Source organism: Exiguobacterium sp. s122, assembly GCF_018618475.1.
Taxonomy (GTDB): Bacteria; Bacillota; Bacilli; order Exiguobacteriales; family Exiguobacteriaceae; genus Exiguobacterium; species Exiguobacterium himgiriensis.
Window position 1 is genome coordinate 1,161,495 of the sequence record NZ_JACSMD010000001.1, and the last position, 23,788, is coordinate 1,185,282.

Consider the following 23,788-nt stretch of genomic DNA (forward strand, 5'->3'; position numbering starts at 1 on the left):
ATGATGAAACATATCGAAACAAAGACAAGTTTAATAAGCCAGTTGCAAGAAAACGGAATTCAACGAGGGGACGCCCTGTTCGTCCATACGTCACTCTCGAAGCTTGGATGGGTATGCGGTGGAGCCCAGACTATCATTGAGGCGTTACAAGAGACGGTCGGACCGGAAGGGCTACTCATGATGGCGACTCAGACAGGGGACAACTCGGACCCGGCAGGCTGGGAAGCGCCACCGGTTCCGGTCGAATGGTGGGAGACAATCCGGGAGACGATGCCGCCGTACGACCCTGAAAAGACGGCGACCCGTGGAATGGGTCGTGTTCCAGAACTATTCAGGTCGTATCCGGGTGTGTATCGCAGCCAACATCCGATGTGGTCGGTCGCGGCTTGGGGGAAAGACGCCGAACAGGTCGTTGCCAATCATACGCTCAAAGTGGGGTTCGGACCGGGCTCGCCGATTGAGAAGATGATTGAGCGGAACGCAAAAGTTCTCCACCTCGGCTCACCACTTGATGCGACGACCCTTTGGCATTATGCCGAGTATGGGATTGACGGTCCGATGAAGCCGTTCGGTTGTGCGATGGTCGAGTCGGGGGAACGGGTATGGAAGACGTTCGAACATGTCGACGTCAACAGTGACCCGTTCGGTCCAATTGGCGAGAATATCGTCAAACGAAAAGACGTCAAGACGTTCACGATTCACGAGGCGACATGCTACGTCATCCCTTCGGAGACGTGGGAACCTGTCCAACACGCACTCGTCGCGTTGCGCAGCTGGCTATCTGACTAACAATGAAGAGGGGAAATTGGATGAATCGTTTTGTGAAATTTACAGGAATCGCGCTTGCCGTCATCGTGCTCGTCGCGTTTCTCGCAGTCGTCGGCATCTCGGCTCATATCGGCGATCAGTTGACGTCACCGGTCCGGGAGACGTTGACGTTCACCCCGAAAGCGCTCGACATCAAATATGAGAACGTGACGATTCAAGCAGAGGATGGTAGCGACTTATACGGCTGGTGGATTCCGCACCCGACGCCGCGCGCGACGATCGTGTTCGCCCACGGGTACGGGAAAAACCGGGAACAGTCGGATTTGCCATTGAAAGAACTGATTCCAGAGTTCCATAAACAAGGCTATCAGTTCTTGACGTTCGATTTTCGAGCGTCAGGCATCTCCGAAGGCGATCGTGTGACGGTCGGGGCGAAAGAACAGTCCGATTTGCAAGCGGCCATCGCCTTCGCGAAGGAGCGGACAGATGGACCAATCGTGTTATACGGTGTCTCGATGGGAGCGGCGACGGCGCTCTCGACGGCAGATGAGACAGAAGTCGCTGCCGTCATCGCCGACAGCCCGTTCAGCGATTTACGTGCTTACCTCGAGACGAACTTGCCGGTATGGAGCGATTTACCGAACTTCCCGTTCACTCCGGTCATCATGACGGTGACGCCATGGTTTACCGGCCTTGATGCGGATCTCGTCAAACCGATTGACGACGTCGAAAACATCGATGCACCGATTCTGTTGATTCACGGAAGAGGAGACGACGCCATCCCGGTGTCAGAGAGCGAACAGCTCGCCGAACGAAACAACCAAATCGAGTTGTGGGTGACCGAAAACAACGGTCACGTCGCCTCCCATAAGACGTTCCAAGCTGAATACCGGCAGCAACTGTTCGACTTTTTAGAGCGGGTGCTCTGAACGTGGAGTCTAGGGTAGCCTAGACTCTTTTCGGTGAACTAGCCGTCTACGTATTGTAGCAATGAACGTTTTGGGCATCGATAGAATGGAAGGGAGGACAATAGATGAGTGAGAAGATCGATATATTCGTGAAGGCTATGTATGAGACTGTCGTACAGGAAGGGCTTCAAACATATAAAGAAATGTACGAAGAAGAACGCTCTTCTTCAGAGGTTGACTCATACAGTCAAGCGATTCATATGTATCAGCAGATGAATCCGGAGCAACAAAAGTTGATGATGCATCTGATTGAAGTCGTCATGGTGGACACCGTGTCCCATGTGTTCGGCGCGCTTGATGGGACGTCTTCTTTGACGAATTCTGAGATTGAAGCGACGGTATGGCTTGACGGGACCGACACAGAAATGGAACTGCAAGATACTTTCCTTGGCTATTTGCAAGACGAAGACTTGTATCCGTAATATTTCGTCAGAGGCGCAGGATGCGTCTCTTTTTGTTATGATTGCTAACGAGAAGGAAAGAAAGAAGGGACCCAAATGGACATCATGGCATTACTCTCGTTTCTACTGCTCGGGACGCTCATCGGGATATTGAGCGGATTCTTCGGCATCGGGGGCGGAATCTTACTCACGCCGCTTTTGCTCGTCTTCGGCTACGAGGCGAGTGCGGCCATCGCGCTCAGTCTCATGCTCACGCTCGGATCGACGACAGCGGGGACGATTTCGCACATCAAACTGAAGAACGTCAACCGAAAGCACGCGCTCTTGATTGGCGGATTCGGGGTCATCGGGACGTGGGTGGCGACGCCGCTCGTCTTCTACTTAGAGACGCTCGACGGGGCGAAACCGGTCATTTCGCTCGCCTATATCGCGCTCTTGACGTATTTCGCGATTTCGTTTTTCCGTTCGAAACAACACGTCGAAGGGAGTGTCGGCTCCGAGTCGGTACCTCGTATCGGATTCATCGGACTGTTCGGCGGCTTCATCTCGTCCCTTATGGGTGTTAGTGGTGGCTTCGTCTTGACTCCGCTCCAAGTGAAACTGCTCAACACGGAGATGAAGCGGGCTGTTGGTACAAGTATCGCGGCGGCACTTTTCATCGTCGTGTCCGGTGTCGTCAGTTACGCAATTGCCGGAGCCGATACAAACTATTGGCACGGCCTCGCGCTCATCGTCGGCGCGATGATCGGGTCACCGATTGGGGCGAAGCAGCTGCAACGGTTCAGCTCGCAACTCGTGAAAAAAGCGCTCGGCGGCTTTTATGTTGCCGTCGCGCTCAGTGTGGCGTTGAACTTGCTCGGTTTCAATGACATCTCGCTCGGGCTGCTCGTCGTCCTCGCAATCACGTTTATCGTGGCGCTATTCATTCGACCGAAAAAGAGAGACTAACGTAAAGAAAAACCCCGTCAACCGACGGGGTTTTATCGTCTAGAAATATGGTCGATGTTTTCTTGAATCTGGCCGACCTTACTCTTCGCTTCGCGCAATCGGCGTTCAAACGCATCCGTATCTCGTTTCTCGTGCTGTCGCGCTTCTTTCCCACGACGTTGTCCTTCGCTCGAGCGATGGAGATGGGTCGCTTTCATCAACCGCTTCTTAAACGATGAATCGCTCATAAGGACACCCCCTTCCATAGTAATATGTTCCACCAAGGAAAGGGGGTGAAACGCCAGGATATGCTTATGAGGCGAGGGAGCGTTGCACCTGTTTGTTGGCAGTCACCTTAACGGCAAGGAATGCCGCGAGCAGCGCTTTTAACGTATCTCCGATAATAAACGGAATATTCACGGTCAAGGCGTCTAGGAAGGACAACCCGAGCATAACTTGCAACCCGAAACTACCGAGCAGATAGACGAGGCCAAGACCGAAGACCAAGTTGTACGTGACGAGCGATGGGAAGGAGCGGTGTTTCTCGGAGAAATAGCCAATCAAATAGGCCGCGATCGGGAACGAGAGTAAATAACCGACCGTCGGGCCGACGAACGGGGCGAGGCCGCCTGAGCCGCTCAACACCGGAAGGCCGATCATGCCGAGCAGCAAATAGACGATAACGGCGAGCGACCCTTTTCTCGCGCCAAGGATGGAGGCGACGGTCATGATGCCAAGCATTTGAAGCGTGATGGGTACCGGACCGATCGGAATGGCGATTGAACCGATGCTCGCAAGCAGGGCCGCCCCGATGGCGATTTGTGTAATGTCTTTAATTTTCATATGTAAACCCCTTTTCTGTTAACGTTGACTAAAATCAGGTTAACACGGTTTTTGGAGTTGGACAAGCAAAAAATGAAGACCAGGTCATAAATGATCTGGTCTTCATTGAATTAGGCGTGTGTCGGTAATTTTTGTTTCGCTTCGTCTAGTTGCGTTCGAACCGCATCGAAGCCAGTGCCACCATAGCTGTTTCGGCGGGCGACGGCCGTCACAGGGGACAGGGCCTCATATAAATCTTCTGTGATCAGTGCGCTATGGGCTTGATACGTCTCAAGCGGAAGCTCGGACAAGTAGAGCCGCTCTTCGATACAGTGACGGACGAGCGTGCCTGTCACTTCATGGGCTTCACGGAACGGCATTCCTTTCGCTGACAAGTAATCGGCAAGCTCGGTCGCATTGGAGAAGTCACGTTCCGTTGCTTGTTTCATCGTCTCTGCGTGGAACGTCATATGCTGAATCATTCCGGCCATGATGCTGAGGCTGCCTTGAACCGTCTTGACGGTGTCGAACATGCCTTCTTTGTCTTCTTGCAAATCCTTATTATAGGCAAGTGGAAGTCCTTTCATGATCGTGAGAAGTCCCATCAAGTTACCGATGACCCGTCCTGATTTGCCACGTACGAGTTCGGCCATGTCCGGGTTCTTCTTCTGCGGCATCATGCTCGAACCAGTCGAGAACACGTCCGAGATCGTGATGAACTTAAACTCTTCACTGCTCCATAAGATTAACTCTTCGCAGAAACGCGACAAGTGCATCATGAGGAGCGACGCGTTCGACAAATATTCGAGGATGAAATCCCGATCACTGACGGCGTCGAGGCTGTTCGGATAGACACGGCTAAAGCCGAGCAGTTCCGCTGAACGGTGGCGGTCGATTGGGAACGTCGTCCCGGCAAGCGCCCCGGCGCCGAGCGGACTCATGTCGATTCGTTTTAAACTGTCATGGAAACGCTCCTTGTCACGCTCGAGCATCCAAAAGTAAGCAAGCAAATGATGGGCGAGCGAGACCGGTTGGGCCCGTTGTAAATGTGTATAGCCTGGCATGACCGTCTCGACGTTTATAGACGCGTGTGAGACGAGTGCTTGCTGCACCGATTCGATGCCCGCAATCGTCTCGGTGACGCGGTTTTTTAAATATAAGTGCATGTCGGTCGCGACTTGGTCGTTTCGACTCCGGGCCGTATGCATCTTACCGGCGACGGGACCGATTTCTTCATGAAGAAGTGCCTCAAGGTTCATATGAATGTCTTCATGAAAGACGTTGAACGTCAGGGCATCCTGTTTCGCTTTTTTTGCGAGCGTATGGAGGCCACCGACGATTTGATCGACTTCAGTTGAAGACAAAATCCCTTGTTCCCCGAGCATCGTCACATGAGCGATGCTCCCTTCGATGTCTTCGAGGACGAGCGCTTGGTCGAAGTGAATCGATGCCCCGAACTCGTCGACCCATTCGCTGGCCGTCTGTTCGAACCGACCACCCCATAGTTTACTCATGCACCATCGTTCCTTTCTCTGCGAGCACTTCTGCTTGTACTTTTGTCGGCAGTCCCCATAACTTGATGAAACCGACGGCAGCCTGTTGGTCGAACGTGTCGGCCGACGTATACGTCGCGAGTTCTTCATCGTAAAGCGAGATGGGTGATTTCCGTCCGTCGACGATCGCTTGTCCTTTAAAGAGCTTCATCCGTACGGTTCCGGTCACCGTTTGTTGTGTTTCATCGATGAAGGCGAGAAGCGCCTTCGTGAGCGGTGAGAACCAGAGACCGTTGTAAATCGTTTCTGTCAATTTTTGCTCGACGATTGGTTTGAAGTGGGCGACTTCGCGAACAAGCGTCAACGCCTCAAGCGCTTGGTGAGCAGTGATGAGCGTCATCGCACCTGGTGCCTCATATACTTCACGTGATTTGATTCCGACGACCCGGTTCTCGATATGGTCGATTTTTCCGATGCCGTGGGCGCCAGCGACAATGTTCAACTCTTCTAAAATCGATGTGAACGAGGCCGACTTGCCGTCGATGGCGACCGGGACTCCTTGCTTGAATTCGATTTCGACGAGAGTCGGTTCGTTCGGCGTGTCTTCAAGTTGAGCCGTCAGTTCGTATGCGCTTGCCGGAGGAGCCGCCCAAGGGTCTTCGAGGATGCCACACTCGACGGCACGTCCCCAGATGTTTTGGTCGATCGAGAACGGCTCTTCTTGAACGATTGGAATCGGAATCCCATGCTCTGCTGCGTAGGCGATCTCTTCTTCACGAGACCATTTCCATTCCCGGACTGGAGCCATGATTTCAAGTGACGGGTCGAGCGCATGAATCGAAACTTCGAACCGGACTTGGTCGTTTCCTTTCCCTGTGCAGCCGTGTGCGACCGCGACCGCACCTTCTGCTTGGGCCACCTCGACTAATTTTTTCGAAATGAGCGGGCGTGACAGTGCTGAGACGAGCGGGTAAACACCTTCATACATCGTATGGGCTTGCATCGAGTACCGGGCGAAGTCGTTCACGAATTCATCGACCGCGTCGATGACGACTGATTTCACAGCGCCGACCTTTAGCGCTTTCTGTTGAATTTGATCCAAGTTCTTTCCTTCGCCGACGTTCAAGCAACAGGCGATGACGTCATAACCTTGTTCATCTAACCATTTAATTGCAACCGATGTATCCAAACCACCAGAGTATGCGAGTACGAGTTTTTGTTTCATCATCTATACACCCCTTATACATAATTATTCATCTTTATTTATAAATATACGAATTACTTTAACGGATGCTTTCACGGAAAGCAACCCTTTTTCCATAAAAAAAAGAATCACTTGAAAAAGTGACTCTTCTTTTCATTGCATAATGTCGAGTTCCCCCATCCATTGTGAGACATGTTCGCTCGTCGACGTGAACAGTTCTGGCTTTGCTTGCTTCAACGGGACGACTTCGAAATGACCTTCGCTTGAGCGACGGGTGAACGTCGGATAAAACATCGGATTGGCGAGTTCGAACGTCGTCTCGTCGTCGAGCGTCGTCTTGACGACCTCAATCCCGACAATGCCACCGATATTCCGTTCATCGCCTTGTTGCCCTGATAAGAAGTTGCCGAGCGAGTAGGCGACGAACGTCCGGTTGCCGTTCACCCCGTCCACCCAGGTGACCGGTTGCAACACGTGCGGGTGATGGCCGATGATGATGTCGACGCCGAGGTCGGCCAATTCTTGGACGAGCGATTCTTGTGACGCGTTCGGGAGCGGCTCGTACTCGTTACCGAAATGGAGCGAGACGACGGTCATGTCGGCAACGCTTTCCGCTTTCTCGACGTCTGAGCGAATCAAGTCTAGATCGATGTAGTTGACATGGTACGGCTGTTTCGGAACGACGCCGTTCGTCCCATACGTATAGGCGAGGAAGGCGAAAGAGATCTCATTCTCCGTCAACGTCCGAATATTTGCTTTATCTTCTTCGGAGATGAAGGAACCGGTATACGGCATCCCGATCGTGTTCCAATGGTTGATCGAGTTCTCAATCGCCTTTACGCCACGGTCGAGCGTATGGTTGTTCGCCGTCGTCACAAGGTCGATCCCAGCTTCTTGTAACGCGTCGCCAATTTCGTACGGGCTGTTGAACGCGGGATAACTCGACAGACCGATCTCACTGCCCCCGATCATGCTCTCTTGGTTGGCGATGGCAATGTCCGCCCGTTGAAGGATCGGGGCGACCTCCTCGAATCCGGGATTGAAGTCGAACCCATCATCGGTCGCGGCGGCGTTATATACCGAGTCGTGTAATAAAATATCGCCAATCGCATACAAGGAGGCGGTCGACATGACCGGCTCCGGCTCAGCCGGCGGGGCCGGTTCTGGCGGCTGTTCGGTCTCGACCGGCGGCGTCTCGGCTTGGTCCCCGACGCTAGGTTCGACCTCGGCTGTGGCACAGCCGGCTAATAGAAAGATCGATAATGGCACGACGAGCCTCAAAGAAATAGGGATTCGTTTCAACTGACAAGTCACGTCCTTTCGATAGGTTCCACGAAGATGCAATATTTTATTTCTTCTTTTCGACGGGAATGTCACGAATTCCTCGTCACGACGTAAAAAAATGTACCAGGCGTAAAGCACCTGGTACATCGCGTTATACTTGCTCACGTTTTAAAATATGTTCCATTTCCTCGAACTCGCTCGTAATCGTCTGACTCGGCGGTGGTGTCATCAAGCTGACGACATAAATCGCAAGAGCCGACAAGAAGAACGCCGGAATCATTTCATAAAGCTCACCGATGGTCCCGAACCAATCGGCGGCGTAGTTCTTCCAGACGATGACGATGATGGCACCGGTCAACATACCGGCGAGAGCGCCTTGACGCGTCGTCCGTTTCCAGAACAAGCTGAACAAGATGAGCGGGCCGAACGATGAACCGAAGCCGGCCCATGCGTACCCGACGAGGTTAAGAATCGAATCGTCCGCACCGAGTGCGAGCCAAATCGAGACGGCCGAGACGAGGATGACCGTGATTCGCCCGACCATGACGAGCTCGCGGTCACCCGCACCTTTCCGGAAGAACTTTTGATAGAAGTCCGTCGTCGCGGCACTCGATGATACGAGAAGCTGCGACGAGATTGTCGACATGATCGCCGCAAGGAGGGCCGCTAACAAGACACCGGTGACCAAGTCGACGAACAATAAGTCCGACAAGTTGATGAAGATATTCTCCGGGTTGTCGATCTCTAACCCTTGTTGCGTGTAGTAAGCAAGGCCGAACAATCCGGTCGCCATCGCTCCGACGACGGTGAACACCATCCAAGAGATGCCGATGCGGCGTGCCGTTTTAATGTCTTTTAACTTTTCAATCGCCATGAAGCGAACGATGATATGCGGCTGCCCGAAGTAGCCGAGACCCCAAGCGAACAAGGAGACGATTCCGATCAACGATTGTCCTGTCCATGGGTCAAGGAGTGCCGGATCGATGTCGCCAATCGTTTGGAACGCGTTCGAGACGCCGTCCGTTGCCGTGATGGCGATTGCTGGAACGAAGATGAGTGCGAACAACATGATGAGTCCTTGGACAAAATCGGTCCAACTGACGGCCAAAAAGCCGCCGATAAACGTATAAATGATAATGATGGAAGCTAAAATTAAGACGCCGGTGACAAACTCGATTCCAAAGACGGCGTTGAACAAGCGGCCGCCGGCGACGAACCCGCTCGTCGCATACAGCGTGAAGAAGACGAGGGTGACCGCAGCAGAGAACGTACGCAGTGTCCCTCGCGTGTCTTTAAATCGCTTCTCGAAGTAGTCTGGAATCGTGATCGCATCTTCCGCTAAATACGAATACGTCCGAAGACGAGGAGCGACGAGCAACCAGTTCAAGTACGCGCCAATCGTCAACCCGATGACGATCCACCCGCTTGAAAGTCCTGATGCGAACATCGCACCAGGCAGCCCCATTAAGAGCCATCCGCTCATGTCCGAGGCACCGGCTGACAAGGCCGCCACACCCGGTCCGAGCGCCCGCCCGCCGAGCATGTAATCGCCGATGCTACTCGTTCGGCGATAGGCGACGATGCCGATAAGCACCATGAGCGCCATGTAAATCGTGATTGAAATTAAAATACCGTTCATTCTCTTTCCCCCTACTGTTCATTAATTGAAAACGCTTACAAACTATATATATCATGTCTTGACAAAATTTTGTCACAAAAATGAATAGCTTGCACGTCTTACTTTCATGATTGACCAAAAAAATAAAAAATTATTTAGCGGAACATGTTGAGAGATGGTCGTTAACGAGGCCGGTCGCCTGCAGATGGGCATAGACGGTCGTCGGGCCGAGAAACTTGAAACCGCGACGTTTCAAGTCTTTACTGAGGCGCTCGGATCGTTCGGTCACAGCCGGGATTTCTTCGGCCGATCGCCATTCATTGCGGATGACTTGCCCATCGACGAATGACCAAATGTACGAATCGAACGAACCGAACTCGGCTTGGATTTCAAGGAAGCGCTTGGCGTTATTGATGGACGCTTCGATTTTACGCCGATTTTTAACGATGCCAGCGTCTCGCATCAATCGTTCGACATCGTCCGGCGTGAACGCGGCAACCCGCTTGACGTCAAAATCCACATAGGCCGCACGATAGTGCTCGCGCTTTCGCAAGATGGTCAGCCAACTTAGGCCGGCTTGAGCGCTCTCGAGCGTCAAACATTCAAAATGTTTCTTGTCGTCATGGACCGGTTTTCCCCATTCTTCGTCATGGTACCGGACGTAGAGCGGGTCAGTCCCACACCACGGGCAGCGTGTCGTTTCATTCATTCGGCTCAGTCCTTTTTTCACTTATTGTAACACGTCAAGCTGGTTTTCGAATTAAACAGCAGGGTATACTAGCGAAGAGTGGAGGTTGATCACATGCGTGATTGGATGATTGGTATCATTGAACAGTTCGGCTACATCGGCATCGCGTTCATGATTTTTATCGAGAACGTGTTTCCGCCGATTCCATCAGAAGTCGTGCTCTTATTCGGAGGATTCTTCGCCGTGAAGACCGACTTGATGATTTGGCTCGTCATTGTCGCTGCGACGGCCGGGGCGATTGCTGGTGCCGTCCTCTTATATGCAATCGGACTTTATTTGGATGTCGAGCAGATTGAGAAGTGGACAAAAAAGTACGGGAAATGGATTCGTCTCGATCTCGATGACGTGCATAAGGCGGATGCCTGGTTCGACCGTTACGGGGGCTGGATGGTCTTTTTCGGCCGACTCATGCCTGTCGTCCGCAGTTTAATTTCGCTTCCGGCGGGCATGTCGAACATGCCGTTCGTTAAATTCTTATTGCTCAGTACGGCCGGGACGCTCATCTGGAACTCCATTCTCATCTTCATCGGGATTCGAGTTGGAGAGAATTGGGAGTCGATTCTTCGTTATTTGGATGTGTATTCATATGTCATCTATGCGCTACTCGCTGTCGCCTTGATTGTATATGTCATTTGGCGAAAGCGGCGGAAGCAAAAGAAATCGAAACGAGCCTCTTCCTTTTGAAGACTAAAAAGACGACTAAGCCGGACGATTCCGGTTTAGTCGTCTTTCTTTTGATTCGGCCTCATCTTATCAAGCGTCTGTTCGGTCTTTTCCGCTAACCGCTCAGAAAAACGGAATAAGACGATGCCGATGATGGCCGAGACAAAGATATAGAGACCAACAAATAAATTGATGGCACCGTTTGATAGCGTCGTGAACAAAATCGAGAATTCCCCGCGTGGCGCTAGCGAGAATCCGGCCTCGTTCGCTTTGACCCGACTCAGTCCATACATGCGGCCGCCAATCCGTCCGACGATCCACTTCGACAAAACTCCACAGACGATCAAGACGAAGAACAAGGCGTTGATAATCACACCTTGATCGAGATTGATAGAAATCCCAAACGAGATGAAGAAAATCGGTAAAAACAAGTCTCGAACCGGCACGGTCAATCGTTTCAGTGGACGAATGTCGTGGATGCCTGCAAGCATAATGCCAGCGATGAACGCTCCGAGAATCTCGGATAAGCCGAACACCATCCCGATTCCGGCAAAGAAGAGAATCAACCCGATCAGTCCAATGCTCGCATCATCTTGCCGCAACAAATGTTTGACGGCACGAGGATTGCGTGTGACGAACTTGATGCCTATAAACAAGAGGACACCAAAGACGAGAAAGCCGACGAACACTTTTCCGATATCACTAAATGCAACGGGTTCATCTTGAATGATGAACGGCGCAATCGTCAATAAGAGCGGGGCAAAGATATCTTCAAAAATAAGTAATGCCAGAACGAACTCTTTAATGTTCTCATGCTTATACTGATGGCGCTCGAGTAGCCGCGCGGAAATCGATGAACTCGTCGCATATAGCACCGCACCAATCAGAAACGACTGGGTTACATCAAGACCGAATGCGAGCGCAATCAACATCGACACCCCGAAGGCGAGCACGATATCAAGCACACCGGCCTTCCACACTTGCCGCATCCGTTTGGTCAACTCGTTAATTGGGAATTTTAAGCCGAGTAAGAAAAAGAGCAGAACAATCCCGATCTCACCCGCGATTTTGAACACTTCGTTGCCGTCCCAAAAAAAAACCGACGATGACGCCGATTGCGATGAACGCGAGAATACTTGGGAAGAAGAGGCGCTCAATCAATAGACTGACAATCGAGATGAGGGCAAGGGCCCCCCGAGAAAAATGATAATATTGATGTCTAAATTCATGCGCCACCTCCTTCAAGGGAGAACAGAAGAGTCCGGTTTACTTGTCTGGCCATTGATATTCCATCCCGACCGATTCCGGGCGCGAATAGTCGAAACCGAAATGACGATACAAGCCATCGGCCGGGATATCCGCAATCAAACTGATGATGGCGGTCTCATCGGCTTCTCGTAAAATCCATTCCATCAGATGCTCCATAATGAGTTTACCGAGTCCGAGTCCTTGGCAGTCGGGGTCGACGACGATATCGACGAGGTGAAACACCATCCCGCCATCGCCAACGACACGTCCCATGCCTACAATCTCGTCGTTTACATAAAGACATACGCCGAACAATGTATTGGCGAGGCCTTTTTCTGTCGAATTGTCCGATCGTTTGGGCATACCGGCTTTGACCCGCAAACGCTGATGTTCTTTTGGAGACGGCGTCTCGTGCTTGACGTTGACTTCATTGACCATAGTTAAATCCCCTTCCACACTAGTTGAAAATATTTTCCCGATATATTGACTTGATAAACCTTGATTTGTGAAGGAATACATCTTCATAATGAGACCGTATGGTACTGAAGGAGGGGTACAATGTTAGAGCGACAATCGATACTACCCGCAATTCGAGATATGCGTGATTTAGAAGTGTTTTTGACGAGCGAGTTTGCGATCGGCGTTTTACTTGAAATTCACATCGCAAGACTCGACGCCGTCTTTCGACTTTTGTCCGAGCACGACAAGAACGTCTTCATCCACTTGGATTTGATTCAAGGCTTGAAGGCGGATGAATATGCGACCGAGTACGTCTGCCAGACGTATCGTCCGTACGGCATCATCTCGACGAAAGGAAGCGTCATCGTGAAAGCGAAACAAAAACAAGTGAAGACGGTACAGCGACTGTTTCTCATTGATTCGAGCTCGCTCGAGCGAAGCTACCGGATGATCGAGCGGACTCGCCCTGATTACATCGAAGTGCTACCTGGACTCGTTCCAAAGTACATTCAGGAGGTAAAGGCGCGCACCGGTATCCCGGTGTTCGCCGGAGGCTTGATTTCGACTCCTGACGAGGTTGAGTCGGCTCTCGAAGCCGGTGCATCTGTCATCACGACGTCAAATCGCACACTTTGGGATGCACGATACGTCTCAAAATGAATCTGACGGGTATAGACAGGGGAAGGAGGGGACGAACATGAAAGAGACGATGATCATTACAGGTGTCAGTCAAGGGATTGGGGAAGTTTTAGCGCGTGCGTTTTCAAAAACGTATCGCGTGGTTGGACTGGATGTGAAAGAGGATCCGAAACTGGATGGTGTGACGTACATGCAATTGGATTTAGGGGATCATGAGGCGGTAGCGGAGACGTTCGATTTGATCGGTGAACAGTTCGGGACAGCCCACGTTTTGATTAACAACGGAGGGGTGTCCTCGCTTGAGAAACCGATGACCGAGCTCGATGTGGAGACATTTAAACATGTGATTGATGTGAATCTCGTCGGGACGTTCGCTTGCGCCAAAGCCTTTTTGGCGCTGAACGAGAATGCCGAATATGGACGCATCGTCAACGTCGCCTCGACTCGGGCGCTTCAGAACGAACCGGATTGGGAGGCGTACGGGGCCTCAAAAGGTGGTATCGTCGCGCTCACACACTCGATGGCCGTCTCGCTCGCGGAACGTCCCATCACGGTGAATGCGGTCAGTCCCGGGTGGATTCACACGTCGGAAGAGGCGCTACGTGACATCGACCACCGTCAGCATCCGTCCGGCCGGGTCGGCAAGCCGACGGATATCGTCCGAGCCGTCACGTATTTGATTGACCGTGATAACGATTTCGTGAACGGACATAACTTGATCGTCGACGGGGGCATGACAAAAAAGATGATTTACGAACCATAAATAACTAGGACTATTACCCTAACTTTTAAAGCGCGACATGCGTGAATGTACCTAACGACGGGTACATTACGGATGAAGCGCTTTTTATCATAAGGAGGGGTCCTGATGCATCGATTGGTTGAGGAAGCACTCAGATTCGCGGCTACGCGCCATGACGGGCAATTTCGTAAAGGATCACGCATTCCATATGTCACGCACCCGGTCGCGGTGGCGATGATCTTGACGGAAGACCATCAGCCGGTGCCGGTCGTCGCGGCAGGACTGTTACATGATGTGCTCGAAGACACGTTCACGACGAAGGAAGAACTGGTTGAAGCGTTCGGACCTGAAGTTGCCCGTCTCGTTGAAGCCGTTTCTGAGCCGGATAAGAGCTTGTCTTGGGAGGAACGAAAGCAGACGATGCTCACCCGCATCCCTTCCCTCGAATACGATGAGATTGCGTTGCTCGTAGCGGACAAGCTTCATAATCTCCGCTCGATTCGGCTTGATATCGAGCAAGTGGGGAAAGGGGTCTGGTCGCGATTCCGCCGACCGCTCCGCGATCAGTCATGGTACTACCACGAGCTGCTCGAAGCACTCCAGCCATTTCGATCGACGTCCGGTCTGATTGAGGTGTTTGAACAGGAACTGAATCGATTGTTCTATGGGACAGAGGTTGACCGCGAGCATAAGCTTCAAAAACTGTCCACCGTCGTCACGGTCGGCTTTCAAGAAGAGGACTGGGTGCAAGAGGCGCCGACACTCTATCAGACCGCATGCGAGTTGGACGAGACGATGAGGGCGAACGATCGTAACGGTACAGGTGGCCGAAATGAATCCGTCTTAATCGGGTTGACCGAGTTGTCTTATCGGACAGCGCTCACGAGTGACGACGTCTTGAGTTTAATGAAGTGAAACGATTGTCATCTCGAACGAACCGTGCTATAGTCGGGTTGAGCATAAGAAGGGGAGTAGCGACCACGTTCGTGGTCGGTGGGTCGTCATTACAGTGCATTGCACTCGGTCCATCGAGCTTCTTTTAGTCCGCAAGACCTTTTTATGGATGCTTCTTTGGCGTCCGTAAAAAGGTCTTTTTTGACGTTTAAAAACGAGGGGAGATTGATTTATGGTATTCATTTATTTTTTACTCGCAGCCGCCATTACGGTATATGCAGCGATCAAACTGTCGACATATGCTGACGTCATCAGTGAAAAGTCATCGATGGGGGGCGTCCTTGTCGGAACGATTCTACTCGCAGGCGCGACGTCGCTCCCAGAAGTGACGACGAGTATCTCCGCGGTCATGATCAACAACCCGGATATTGCCATCGGCAACATGCTCGGCTCAAATTTGTTCAATATTTTCATCTTGGCGATGTTCGACCTGTATTTCCGGCAAAAACGCCTATTCAATGAGGCGAGCCGGGATCACTTGTATACGGCCGGGCTCGGTCTCTTATTGACGGTGCTCACCATGGTCGCCCTCGTCGTCCGTGTCGATTTGACATTCCTCGGTATCGGGGTCGACGCGTTACTAATCGCGGCATTGTATGGAATCGGGATTTACTATATCGGGAAACGTCCAAAAGAGCCGACCACGACATCGGAAGTCGAGAAAGAAGTCGTCGTCAGCACGACCGAGTCGATGACCGTGAAACGAGCCGTCATCGGTTTCGCCGTCGCCGCCCTCGTCATCATGGCAGCCGGAACGGCACTTTCTGTCTCGGGTGACCGGATTGCCGTCGTGACGGGTCTTGGATCAAGCTTTGTCGGAAGTTTCTTGATTGCCGCTTCAACTTCGCTACCGGAAGCGGTGGCCGTGTTCGTTGCCTTGAAACTTCGGAACGTGAACTTGGCGTTCGGGTCGATTTTAGGAAGTAATATCTTCAACATGGTGATCATCGCCATGTCGGACATCTTCTATCAGAACGGGTCGATTTTGGCAGACGTCTCGGCGTCTCACTTAGTCACGGCCGTCGGCATCACCATCTTGTCGGTGCTTGTCATGTATAGTGTGTTACGAAAAGACGTCACATCGAAGGTGCGTTATATCGTCCCGTCTATGCTCGTCGTTCTCGTGTACTTTGTTTCGTCTTACTTGATTTTCATCGGTTCATGACACGATCGCCTTCGCGGTCGTGTTTTTTTCATTCAGGCGTGACCGTGCTTTCCTATGGGTATAGTAGGAGGGAAGGAGGGGTGACGATGCAAATGCATTCCGTTGAGCGGTTGAGTGAGTACGTGCTATTGATTCCCGCCTATAATCCCGATCAAGCGTTAATCGAATTGGTCCAATCGTTAAAACAGGAAGGATTCCTCCATATCGTCGTCGTCAATGATGGGAGTGCCGATACGAGTCGTCCGGTATTTGAGGCGATTGAGCCGCACGTGTCGAAACTTCTCGTCCACGAGAAGAACGCTGGGAAGGGGGCCGCTTTGAAAACCGGATTGCGTTATATCGTGGACCGCTATCCGGAGACGTTAGGCGCGATTACGGTCGACGCCGATGGCCAGCATTTATCGGCAGACGTGCATCACGTCTATAGCCAAGGTGTCATTTGGCCGCATCATCTCATCATGGGTTGTCGTGATTTCTCAGGAGAGGCGATTCCGTTTCGAAGCCGGTTCGGCAATCAAGTGACGCGTCTCGTCATGACGATTGGTAGCGGGCTCCGATTAAAAGACACACAGACGGGTTTACGCGCGATCCCGGTCCGCTATGCGAGACAGTTGCTCGATGTGCCGGGCAACCGCTACGAGTTCGAGATGAACATGTTGACGTTCACGAAGCGGATGCACGTGCCGATTCATCAGACGCCGATTCAAACCGTCTATGTGGATGAGAACGCCTCGTCACATTTCCGCCCTGTCATCGACTCGATTTTGATTTATCGCATGTTTCTGGCTTATTCGTTATCATCCGTCGCATCCTTTTTAATGGATATCGGCGTATACGCCCTCTTAATCTTCTTATTGAATCCTTGGTTCGATACGGCACACGTCATCGTGGCCACGGTCCTCGCCCGTGTCGTCTCGTCGCTGTTCAACTATTTCATCAACCGGAAAATCGTTTTCAAGTCGAAGGCGAGACGGGCACTAATCAAATATTTTGGTCTCGTTGTGGCCCAAATGGCGCTCTCGGCGGCGCTCGTCTATGCGCTCTTCTTTCTTTTACGCGACGGTGAGGTCGTCTTGAAAGTCGCTGTAGATAGCTTCTTGTTCATCGTCAGTTACTACGTTCAAAAACGCTGGATTTTTAAACGATAAAGGCCCGACAGGTGTCGGGCCTTTATCAATAGGCGAGCTTGCCGATTTTTACGGACGTGAAGCGATGTAACTCGCGCGGGTCCGCGATGCCGGTCTTGATCATCATGTCACGCATGAGGAGCGCACACACCCGTGCGTCTTCTGCGGCGTTGTGGTGGATAAATGGCTCGTTCAAGTACTCGGCCATCGTGTTTAGCTTATGGTTCGAGAGCTGAGGGTACAACTTACGGGACAACTTGACCGTACAGCCATACTCGAGGCTCGGGAATGTATACAGGTCATATTTGGCGATCGCTTTTTTTAGCGCACACATGTCGAACGAGGCGTTATGGGCCATGACAAGGTCGACCGTCTGGAGCGTCGGGTAGAGGTGCTCAAGCACTTCAGGCAATGTCGGCGCATCCCACACATCGCTCGGTCGAATCCCATGGACGCGAATGTTGCCTTGATCGAAGTCTTCTTCCGGATTGACGAGCAGTTGATTCGTCTCGACGATCTCCCCGGCGTGTAAGAGACTCCAGCCAACCGAGCAAATGCTTCGGCTGTCCCGATTCGCCGTCTCGACATCGATCGCTAATATTGAATGTGACATAATCGTTCCTTTCTTATTACGTATTGAATCCATAAAAAAAGTCTAACATAACGTTAGACTAAAAAGCGATTAGGCCGCTGCCAAGTTCCGACACGCTTCGGCGCAGCGGAGACACGCCTCGGCACAACGTTGGCAATGTTCCATTTGATGACGCCCACATTCGACGGCGCACGTGTCGCACACTTGCGCACAAAGGGCGCCGATCGGTTTCGCGAACGCTGAATCGGTTTCAAGTGCGTTCAAGGCGAGGGCACAGACGTCGGCGCATTCCCGCGTCAAACGGATGCACTCTTTTACTAGCAACACGTCTTCTTCTTGAAGGCTTTTTGAAAAACAATGATTGCTCGCCCGCATGCAGTCGATAATCGCTGAAATTGTCTCTTCGATTGATTCCCGGTCCATCGGAAGTCCCCCTTAGCAAAATAATGTATCTTCCAATCATTACCCGATACCGTATCGCTTAAACCGCGCCGAGACGACAAAAAAGCCACTTCACATGAGTGAAGTGACCAAGTAATGGAGCATAGCGGGCTCGAACCGCTGACCTCCACGCTGCCAGCGTGGCGCTCTCCCAGCTGAGCTAATGCCCCGTTCGAAAATTATTATATCATCCAAGTAAAACGTTTGGCAATGGCCTTTTTTGAAAAAAGTTCAAAAGTTTAAATCGTTGTCGCAATGGGAAAATCAACGGTGATGTTATATTACGAAAGCAGGTGAATCGTATGGGTATGATTTTATTGGCATTACTTCCTGCACTTATGTGGGGAAGTATCCCGCTCATCGCAACGAAAGTCGGTGGGAAGCCGATTCAACAGCTGATTGGGACGACGATGGGGGCGATGGTCATGGCGCTCGTCATCTTCCTCGTCTTTAATCCAGAATTTACGACCGTCGCGGTCGTGACCGGTTTCATCTCCGGAATCTTTTGGGCGCTCGGACAATATCTTCAGTTCCAGTCGTTCCAAATCTTGAGCGTCTCGAAAGCGATGCCGATCAGTACCGGGATGCAACTCGTCGGGACGTCGCTCTTCGGGGTCATCGTGCTCGGGGACTGGCAGACGTCGACCGAGCTCTGGCTCGGTTTCTCGGCGCTCGTCTTGATTATCGTCGGGGCGACGATGACGTCGTATCAACAAAAGAAAGACTCGGATAGCGCTGGGGCGTTAAAGAAAGGATTGCTCGTTCTCCTCGTCTCGAGTATCGGGTACGTGACGTACGCCGTATTGACGAACTACTTCGAAGTCGACGGCATCACGGCGATCGTCCCGCAATCGGTCGGGATGTTCATCGCGGCACTACTCTTCAGTCTTCGAGAGAAAGACGTGAAACGGTTCGATCCGAAGACGTTCAAGAACATCTTGGCCGGGATTGCCTGGGGCATCGGGAACTTCGGGCTTTTCGTCTCAAGTGGAGAGGTCGGGGTCGCCACGTCATTCGCCTTATCGCAACTGAACGTCGTCGTCGCGACGCTCGGCGGGATTTATCTATTGAAAGAAGAGAAGACGTCGAAAGAGCGCGTCTTCGTCTTCATGGGCATCGGGCTCATCGTCGTCGCCGGCTTCATGCTCGGGATTGCAAAGAGTTAAAGAAATTTGATTGAGACGGACCAAGTTGCTTGATGCGACTTGGTTCTTTTTAATTGCATTGGAATACAGATTGTAATCTAGCATGAGACAATAACGTGTCAAAAGGGTTTAATATTTCAGATACTATTACTAACAATCTGTTAAAAATATAAATGTTAGTCTATGAATATACATCCTATCTGACAATTTGCATGATAGATTTAACAGCATCTCGTTCCTCCTCTCGTTTCAAGCAACAAAAAAAGCCTTCCGATTGGAACGCTTTGTGCCTGTGCATTAGAATTTGATGTTCTGGTCGACCATCTCGGCGAGCGTGAACGCGCCCATGACGATGATCAGACCGACGGCGCCCCCAACGAGCCAGCCGACCGCCTTCGAGCGGCCCCGATTCCCGCCGAAGATGAAGTAGAAGCCTCCGATCGCGAAGGCGATGTCCGCGGCGATGACGGCGAGTCCCTGGAAGAACTGAAGCAAGCTGAGCTCTGTCTCATTGAGTCCCATGTCATTCCCTCCTTAGTCCTGGTGCGCTTGTGATTTGAAGCTGAGCTTCGCCTCGAGCGCCTCCAAAATCAGTTCCTGGTTGTTTTGGATGACCTGTTGATGCTGTTCGAGCCACTCCTCATAGTCCTTCCCACGGATGCGTAAGAGCTTCTCGGCGAAGCTACGGTTCTGTTTCTGTTTTTTTGATGCCACTGTACACACTTCCTTTACTCGGTCTCTTGATGTGCAGCAGCACATCATTAAGGACAGTCAGATTCGGTGCGGTGGGTTTCTAGCTGTTCCCCCACGAACTCTATTCCTCATGAATCTAAGGAACTGTAAAGGGTTTTTCAATGACTCAAAACGATGCGGTGACCTTGTGTCGAGTTTTAGGCGACTCTCGCCGAACCATCTATGCGTAGATCCCGCCCACCCGGTCACTGGTGAGGGACACGCCGGTATGTGATTGGAGGAGACCATCCTTAAGGATGTGCTGCTGAGTCGATGTCGGTTACTGGCGGACTCTTTTCCGTTTCTTGACGTGGATGAGTTCGTCATCCGGGTTCTTACGCTTGGCGAGGACTTGGGCGTCACAGACGACCGTGCGAATCCGATAGTAGAGTTGCGTCAGCTGGACCGCTTCGCCGCTCGCCTTCTCGATGCCGATGAAGCCGCGCAGTTCATACGTCTTCCCATCGAACGTGCGGACCGAGTCGGCCTGTGGTAACTCCTTCAAGTCGAACCGGCGGCGCTCGAGCTTAGTGACGGAACGTTTTGCCCCGTATCCGGAGTCGATGGCGTCCCACGGCACCGAAGCGAGCGTATGTCCGAACGCTCGGGCCAGGTGATCAATATCGGCAATCGACGGCACCGAACGGTTCTGTTCGTACTGACTGATGGCGGGCTGTGAAATCTCCCCGAATGTCTTCTCGGATAGTTCGACCTGTGACCAGCCTGAGAGCCGGCGGTTCTCCTTCAACCACTCCCCGAATCGATACATAAGCCTTCCCCTTTCTGTAAACCAGAGCGGTGACCAAACAGATGTTTCCTTTTGTTGGTTATAATATAACAGGATTAAATTTAAAAATCCTCAGTTTTCTGATATGTCATAAATTTTACAATTGACGATTCTTGTCAAATCCGTTCTACACAAGGGATATCTAGCAACAGTAACTCAATATTTTTGAATTTGTCGCACAAATGTTAAAAATAAATATTTATGGCGATTACAGGATGTTGATTCAAAAAAAACGTTATAATTTTAAAACAATGATAATTCTTGAGAAGATTTTTAATTTTCTAAAATTCTAGAAAAGTAACTTAAATTTATAAGAGAAGGTGTGTAAAATGAGTTCGAAATTTACTGAGTATGATGAAATAGGTCCCAAAGTAAAGATTAAAAGATTATTTACTTTACTCTTTCTGATTATTGGTGTAGTAGTAATTTTAGCGTTTATTAATAATGGGATTTCAACTATTTCTTTTATTTTTATTGGCATATCTATTTTAAGCTTTGGCTATGCGATACTAGTTGAGTTTAAGAAGTTGAATGGAAATTAATAAGTAAAGAGACCACCCAAAAAGTGATATGCTCCCCAATAGGTAGACAGAGGAAATAACAAATCTGTTTATCTGTTGGGGAGTGTTTTTTATGGCGAGAAGTCGGCACTCAATCGAACAAAAACTGAGTGCACTACATATGATGGAAGAAGAAACATATACGTGGAAGGAAATCAAGGAATCCCATCACGTCTCTGAGAATACCCTCCGGTTGCGGAAAGTGAAATTCGAGACCGGCGGAATCGACGCCTTGAAGGAGTTGAGGATATGGAAACTGTACACAAAAGAACAGAAAATCTCGGCCGTACGTAACTATCTCGACGGGTTCACCATAGTGAAGTCCTCTCCAGACATCAAATCAGTAGTCATTCGGTTCTATATTGATGGATCAAGAGGTATACTGGTCATAGCGAGTTAACAGATTCGAGAAAAGGGAGAAAGACTACATTCGAGGAACGCATGGAGATTGTCAGGTATTACCTGGACAACGGACAGAACTATCAAAGGACGGACGAAGCAAAAGAAAAACTACTGACCAACGAGCGCCTGTGTGAGATTGCGCAGGTCTCACGGGCCGCCTACTACAAATAGTTGAATCGGTACGAGAGGAGAAAAACCTAAGCCTATCGGAAGACATCCGCCTTCTCTATGACCAGGTGAACGGGACCCAAGGCTATCGACGGATCACCTTGACGGTCAACCGGAGAAGGCGCCAGAAAGTCCGGCCGGCATACAACGAGAAGCGCCTCTACCGTCTCATGCGCATCCATAAGATCCGTTCGGTCATCCGCCAGAAGCGAAAACGTTACAAAAAGTCCTCACCGCAGCCTGTGGCGGAGAACTTGATGAACCGGCGTCACCGAGTTCAAATATGGCGCCGGGAAGAAGGCGTATCTGAGCGCAATCATCGACCTGTATGACGGCTCGATTGTCGCCTATCGCATCGGGAAGTCCAACAACGGGCTCGTCTTCCAGATAATGAAGCCCGCAATCGACGTGCTCTGCAGAGGAGCGGGTCCGATGATCCACATCGACCGAGGGTTCCAATGTACCTCGACAGGGTTTAAACGCATGGTGGAAGATGAGGAGTTGACCTATAGCATGTAACGGGTCGGACGTTGCATCGACAACACCCCAATCGAGAGCTTTTGGGTACCCTGAAAGTCGAGATGTACTACCTGCATGAGTTTCAAGACCAGAATGAACTCACATCGGCCATCGAGGCCTACATATTGTTCTACAACCACAATCGTCTCCAGAAGCGACTAAACGGCTTAAGTCCTGTCGAATACAGGGCTCAAGCCGCCTAGTCCAGTTTTCATTATTTGCCCTGTCTACTTGACGGGGGGATTTCAAAGTGAACGGATAGTCTCTTTACTTATTTTTTAATTCTTAAATACCGAATCTGTTTCGTAGTTACGATAAACAGGGTGTAAACTCCTACAATTTGTAGTGTAAACTATACCGGATAAATATTTAATCTTTAAGTTTTTATAGACCGTTCTTTGCAATGTTAATTCTTTTTAGTTTGTATGTTTTTCCAGTAGACAGATCTTTTACATAATGATCAACATAACCTGCGAGAGTTGACGTAGGTTTTTTTAAATAGTAACGATATTCTGTAACTTGAAAACGCAAAGGCATGGCTATATTTCGATTAGGTGGTAAGGAAGCGATTGAGATACCGCCACTTATCCATCCAGCTACTGCTGCAACTGACTTTCCTACTTGTGCTGTTATAAAAGATAAACCTAATACTGAAACTGCCAACGCAGCAAGGTATTGGTTTTGCTCTTTTTGAATCTGTTGAGGACTGTATTTTGCAATACAAATGCGCACAATTATGCAACGAAAAGTACAGAACTTTGCCAGCTGAGTTTTAGTGTTTCGATAATGCATGTGTGACACGATAACTGTCACCTGTGAAATTGAGTATGTGAGCGTGGTGTATGACTCGATCGACGAGTGCCGCCGTTAGGCGCGCATCACCAAAAATGCGATTCCACTGGCTGAACTCAAGGTTGGATGTGATAATCAAGCTCTTTCGCTCGTACCAGTCGGTGATTAGATGGAACAGAAGTTCCGCAGATTCCTTTGTGAGAGGGATATATCCCATCTCATCTAAAATGATTAGGTCTGCCGATTCGAGACGAGAGTGAAAGAGTATCGAGTTTTAATGAACTAAAGCGAAAATGTCTTTGTATTATGAATTGATTTATTAAGGTATTGCTCAGTATTTTTGAACCGAAAACAAACTCCAAAATCACAAAAATAATCATGATTTTATATTAATCAATAATATAAACGATAATTATTAGT

At 50.5% G+C, this 23,788-nt stretch carries 28 protein-coding genes, 1 tRNA gene and 2 pseudogenes; 13 read left to right on the plus strand and 18 right to left on the minus strand.

Annotated elements, in window-relative coordinates:
• Window positions 1-3 precede the first annotated feature (3 nt).
• The 4 genes from KNP92_RS05930 (at window position 4) to KNP92_RS05945 (ending at window position 3,085) form a co-directional block, all read left to right on the plus strand.
• Window positions 4-789, plus strand: a complete 786-nt coding sequence (locus tag KNP92_RS05930) for an AAC(3) family N-acetyltransferase (protein ID WP_214838535.1) — start codon at window positions 4-6, stop codon at window positions 787-789.
• Between the two features lie 20 nt (window positions 790-809).
• Window positions 810-1,697, plus strand: coding sequence for an alpha/beta hydrolase (locus KNP92_RS05935; protein ID WP_214838538.1), 888 nt, complete (start codon window positions 810-812; stop codon window positions 1,695-1,697).
• 104 nt (window positions 1,698-1,801) lie between these two features.
• Complete coding sequence (locus KNP92_RS05940) at window positions 1,802-2,158, plus strand: transposase (RefSeq protein ID WP_214838540.1); 357 nt, start codon at window positions 1,802-1,804, stop codon at window positions 2,156-2,158.
• 84 nt (window positions 2,159-2,242) lie between these two features.
• On the plus strand, window positions 2,243-3,085 hold the full coding sequence (locus KNP92_RS05945; RefSeq protein ID WP_214838541.1) for a sulfite exporter TauE/SafE family protein: 843 nt from the start codon (window positions 2,243-2,245) through the stop codon (window positions 3,083-3,085).
• Between the two features lie 32 nt (window positions 3,086-3,117).
• On the opposite strand, the gene KNP92_RS05950 is transcribed toward KNP92_RS05945, so the two are convergent.
• The 7 genes from KNP92_RS05950 to KNP92_RS05980 form a co-directional block, all read right to left on the minus strand.
• The gene (locus KNP92_RS05950) at window positions 3,118-3,312 is read right to left on the minus strand and encodes a hypothetical protein (protein ID WP_214838543.1); all 195 of its coding nucleotides are present in this window, start codon (window positions 3,310-3,312) and stop codon (window positions 3,118-3,120) included.
• 64 nt (window positions 3,313-3,376) lie between these two features.
• Complete coding sequence (locus KNP92_RS05955) at window positions 3,377-3,907, minus strand: biotin transporter BioY (RefSeq protein WP_214838545.1); 531 nt, start codon at window positions 3,905-3,907, stop codon at window positions 3,377-3,379.
• A 110-nt stretch (window positions 3,908-4,017) separates the two neighbouring features.
• Complete coding sequence (argH, locus tag KNP92_RS05960; protein WP_214838547.1) at window positions 4,018-5,400, minus strand: argininosuccinate lyase; 1,383 nt, start codon at window positions 5,398-5,400, stop codon at window positions 4,018-4,020.
• Window positions 5,393-6,607, minus strand: coding sequence for an argininosuccinate synthase (locus tag KNP92_RS05965; protein ID WP_214838549.1), 1,215 nt, complete (start codon window positions 6,605-6,607; stop codon window positions 5,393-5,395). Before KNP92_RS05965 ends, argH begins: the two co-directional genes overlap by 8 nt.
• A gap of 129 nt (window positions 6,608-6,736) precedes the next feature.
• A complete protein-coding gene (locus KNP92_RS05970; RefSeq protein ID WP_260564123.1) occupies window positions 6,737-7,852 on the minus strand; it encodes a CapA family protein in 1,116 nt (371 codons plus the stop codon).
• Between the two features lie 166 nt (window positions 7,853-8,018).
• The gene (gene putP, locus KNP92_RS05975; protein WP_214838550.1) at window positions 8,019-9,506 is read right to left on the minus strand and encodes a sodium/proline symporter PutP; all 1,488 of its coding nucleotides are present in this window, start codon (window positions 9,504-9,506) and stop codon (window positions 8,019-8,021) included.
• 130 nt (window positions 9,507-9,636) lie between these two features.
• Window positions 9,637-10,194 carry a DNA-3-methyladenine glycosylase I gene (locus KNP92_RS05980; protein WP_214838552.1) on the minus strand — a complete coding sequence of 186 codons (558 nt, stop codon included), beginning with the start codon at window positions 10,192-10,194 and terminating at the stop codon, window positions 9,637-9,639.
• Between the two features lie 93 nt (window positions 10,195-10,287).
• Between KNP92_RS05980 and KNP92_RS05985 the strand changes: the two genes are divergently transcribed.
• Window positions 10,288-10,917 (plus strand): DedA family protein, encoded by a 630-nt coding sequence (locus KNP92_RS05985; RefSeq protein WP_214838554.1) that lies wholly within the window; start codon window positions 10,288-10,290, stop codon window positions 10,915-10,917.
• Window positions 10,918-10,952: 35 nt separating this feature from the next.
• Here the strand turns inward: KNP92_RS05985 and KNP92_RS05990 are convergent, their stop codons facing one another.
• From KNP92_RS05990 to KNP92_RS05995, 3 genes are read right to left on the minus strand one after another with little or no spacing between them, the layout of a single operon-like run.
• Window positions 10,953-11,972, minus strand: a complete 1,020-nt coding sequence (locus KNP92_RS05990) for a cation:proton antiporter (RefSeq protein WP_353047936.1) — start codon at window positions 11,970-11,972, stop codon at window positions 10,953-10,955.
• Window positions 11,953-12,132 carry a hypothetical protein gene (locus tag KNP92_RS15870; protein ID WP_353047937.1) on the minus strand — a complete coding sequence of 60 codons (180 nt, stop codon included), beginning with the start codon at window positions 12,130-12,132 and terminating at the stop codon, window positions 11,953-11,955. Before KNP92_RS15870 ends, KNP92_RS05990 begins: the two co-directional genes overlap by 20 nt.
• A 30-nt stretch (window positions 12,133-12,162) precedes the next feature.
• On the minus strand, window positions 12,163-12,582 hold the full coding sequence (locus KNP92_RS05995; RefSeq protein WP_214838556.1) for a GNAT family N-acetyltransferase: 420 nt from the start codon (window positions 12,580-12,582) through the stop codon (window positions 12,163-12,165).
• A 120-nt stretch (window positions 12,583-12,702) separates the two neighbouring features.
• On the opposite strand from KNP92_RS05995, the gene KNP92_RS06000 reads away from it, so the two are divergent.
• The 5 genes from KNP92_RS06000 to KNP92_RS06020 all read left to right on the plus strand — a co-directional run bounded on the left by KNP92_RS06000 (window position 12,703) and on the right by KNP92_RS06020 (window position 17,251).
• Window positions 12,703-13,263 carry a glycerol-3-phosphate responsive antiterminator gene (locus KNP92_RS06000; RefSeq protein ID WP_214838558.1) on the plus strand — a complete coding sequence of 187 codons (561 nt, stop codon included), beginning with the start codon at window positions 12,703-12,705 and terminating at the stop codon, window positions 13,261-13,263.
• A gap of 37 nt (window positions 13,264-13,300) precedes the next feature.
• Window positions 13,301-14,005 (plus strand): SDR family NAD(P)-dependent oxidoreductase, encoded by a 705-nt coding sequence (locus KNP92_RS06005; protein ID WP_214838560.1) that lies wholly within the window; start codon window positions 13,301-13,303, stop codon window positions 14,003-14,005.
• 105 nt (window positions 14,006-14,110) lie between these two features.
• Entirely contained in the window at window positions 14,111-14,899 is a 789-nt protein-coding gene (locus tag KNP92_RS06010) for an HD domain-containing protein (RefSeq protein ID WP_214838562.1), read from the plus strand.
• A gap of 211 nt (window positions 14,900-15,110) precedes the next feature.
• Window positions 15,111-16,103 carry a sodium:calcium antiporter gene (locus KNP92_RS06015; protein ID WP_214838564.1) on the plus strand — a complete coding sequence of 331 codons (993 nt, stop codon included), beginning with the start codon at window positions 15,111-15,113 and terminating at the stop codon, window positions 16,101-16,103.
• Between the two features lie 86 nt (window positions 16,104-16,189).
• Window positions 16,190-17,251, plus strand: coding sequence for a bifunctional glycosyltransferase family 2/GtrA family protein (locus tag KNP92_RS06020; protein WP_214838566.1), 1,062 nt, complete (start codon window positions 16,190-16,192; stop codon window positions 17,249-17,251).
• 25 nt (window positions 17,252-17,276) lie between these two features.
• On the opposite strand, the gene KNP92_RS06025 is transcribed toward KNP92_RS06020, so the two are convergent.
• From KNP92_RS06025 to KNP92_RS06035, 3 genes are all read right to left on the minus strand, one after another.
• Complete coding sequence (locus KNP92_RS06025; RefSeq protein ID WP_214838568.1) at window positions 17,277-17,843, minus strand: 3'-5' exonuclease; 567 nt, start codon at window positions 17,841-17,843, stop codon at window positions 17,277-17,279.
• Window positions 17,844-17,912: 69 nt separating this feature from the next.
• Entirely contained in the window at window positions 17,913-18,245 is a 333-nt protein-coding gene (locus KNP92_RS06030; protein WP_214838570.1) for a four-helix bundle copper-binding protein, read from the minus strand.
• 115 nt (window positions 18,246-18,360) lie between these two features.
• A tRNA-Ala gene (locus tag KNP92_RS06035) sits at window positions 18,361-18,433 on the minus strand.
• Between the two features lie 132 nt (window positions 18,434-18,565).
• Between KNP92_RS06035 and KNP92_RS06040 the strand changes: the two genes are divergently transcribed.
• Window positions 18,566-19,429: a GRP family sugar transporter gene (locus KNP92_RS06040; RefSeq protein ID WP_214838571.1), complete on the plus strand. Its 864-nt coding sequence runs from the start codon at window positions 18,566-18,568 to the stop codon at window positions 19,427-19,429.
• 276 nt (window positions 19,430-19,705) lie between these two features.
• Here KNP92_RS06040 and KNP92_RS06045 read toward each other — a convergent pair whose 3' ends face one another.
• From KNP92_RS06045 to KNP92_RS06055, 3 genes are all read right to left on the minus strand, one after another.
• Window positions 19,706-19,930 carry a hypothetical protein gene (locus KNP92_RS06045; RefSeq protein WP_214838573.1) on the minus strand — a complete coding sequence of 75 codons (225 nt, stop codon included), beginning with the start codon at window positions 19,928-19,930 and terminating at the stop codon, window positions 19,706-19,708.
• A gap of 12 nt (window positions 19,931-19,942) precedes the next feature.
• Window positions 19,943-20,122: a hypothetical protein gene (locus tag KNP92_RS06050; protein ID WP_214838575.1), complete on the minus strand. Its 180-nt coding sequence runs from the start codon at window positions 20,120-20,122 to the stop codon at window positions 19,943-19,945.
• Between the two features lie 298 nt (window positions 20,123-20,420).
• The gene (locus KNP92_RS06055; RefSeq protein ID WP_214838595.1) at window positions 20,421-20,909 is read right to left on the minus strand and encodes a helix-turn-helix domain-containing protein; all 489 of its coding nucleotides are present in this window, start codon (window positions 20,907-20,909) and stop codon (window positions 20,421-20,423) included.
• Window positions 20,910-21,256: 347 nt separating this feature from the next.
• Between KNP92_RS06055 and KNP92_RS06060 the strand changes: the two genes are divergently transcribed.
• Window positions 21,257-21,469: a hypothetical protein gene (locus KNP92_RS06060; RefSeq protein ID WP_214838597.1), complete on the plus strand. Its 213-nt coding sequence runs from the start codon at window positions 21,257-21,259 to the stop codon at window positions 21,467-21,469.
• Window positions 21,470-21,560: 91 nt separating this feature from the next.
• Window positions 21,561-22,779: pseudogene (locus KNP92_RS06065) on the plus strand (IS3 family transposase).
• A gap of 181 nt (window positions 22,780-22,960) precedes the next feature.
• Here the strand turns inward: KNP92_RS06065 and KNP92_RS06070 are convergent.
• Window positions 22,961-23,377: a hypothetical protein gene (locus KNP92_RS06070; protein ID WP_214840338.1), complete on the minus strand. Its 417-nt coding sequence runs from the start codon at window positions 23,375-23,377 to the stop codon at window positions 22,961-22,963.
• Window positions 23,349-23,606: pseudogene (locus KNP92_RS06075) on the minus strand (ATP-binding protein); the annotation flags it as partial. The pseudogene KNP92_RS06075 and the gene KNP92_RS06070, both read right to left, overlap by 29 nt.
• Window positions 23,607-23,788 lie beyond the last annotated feature (182 nt).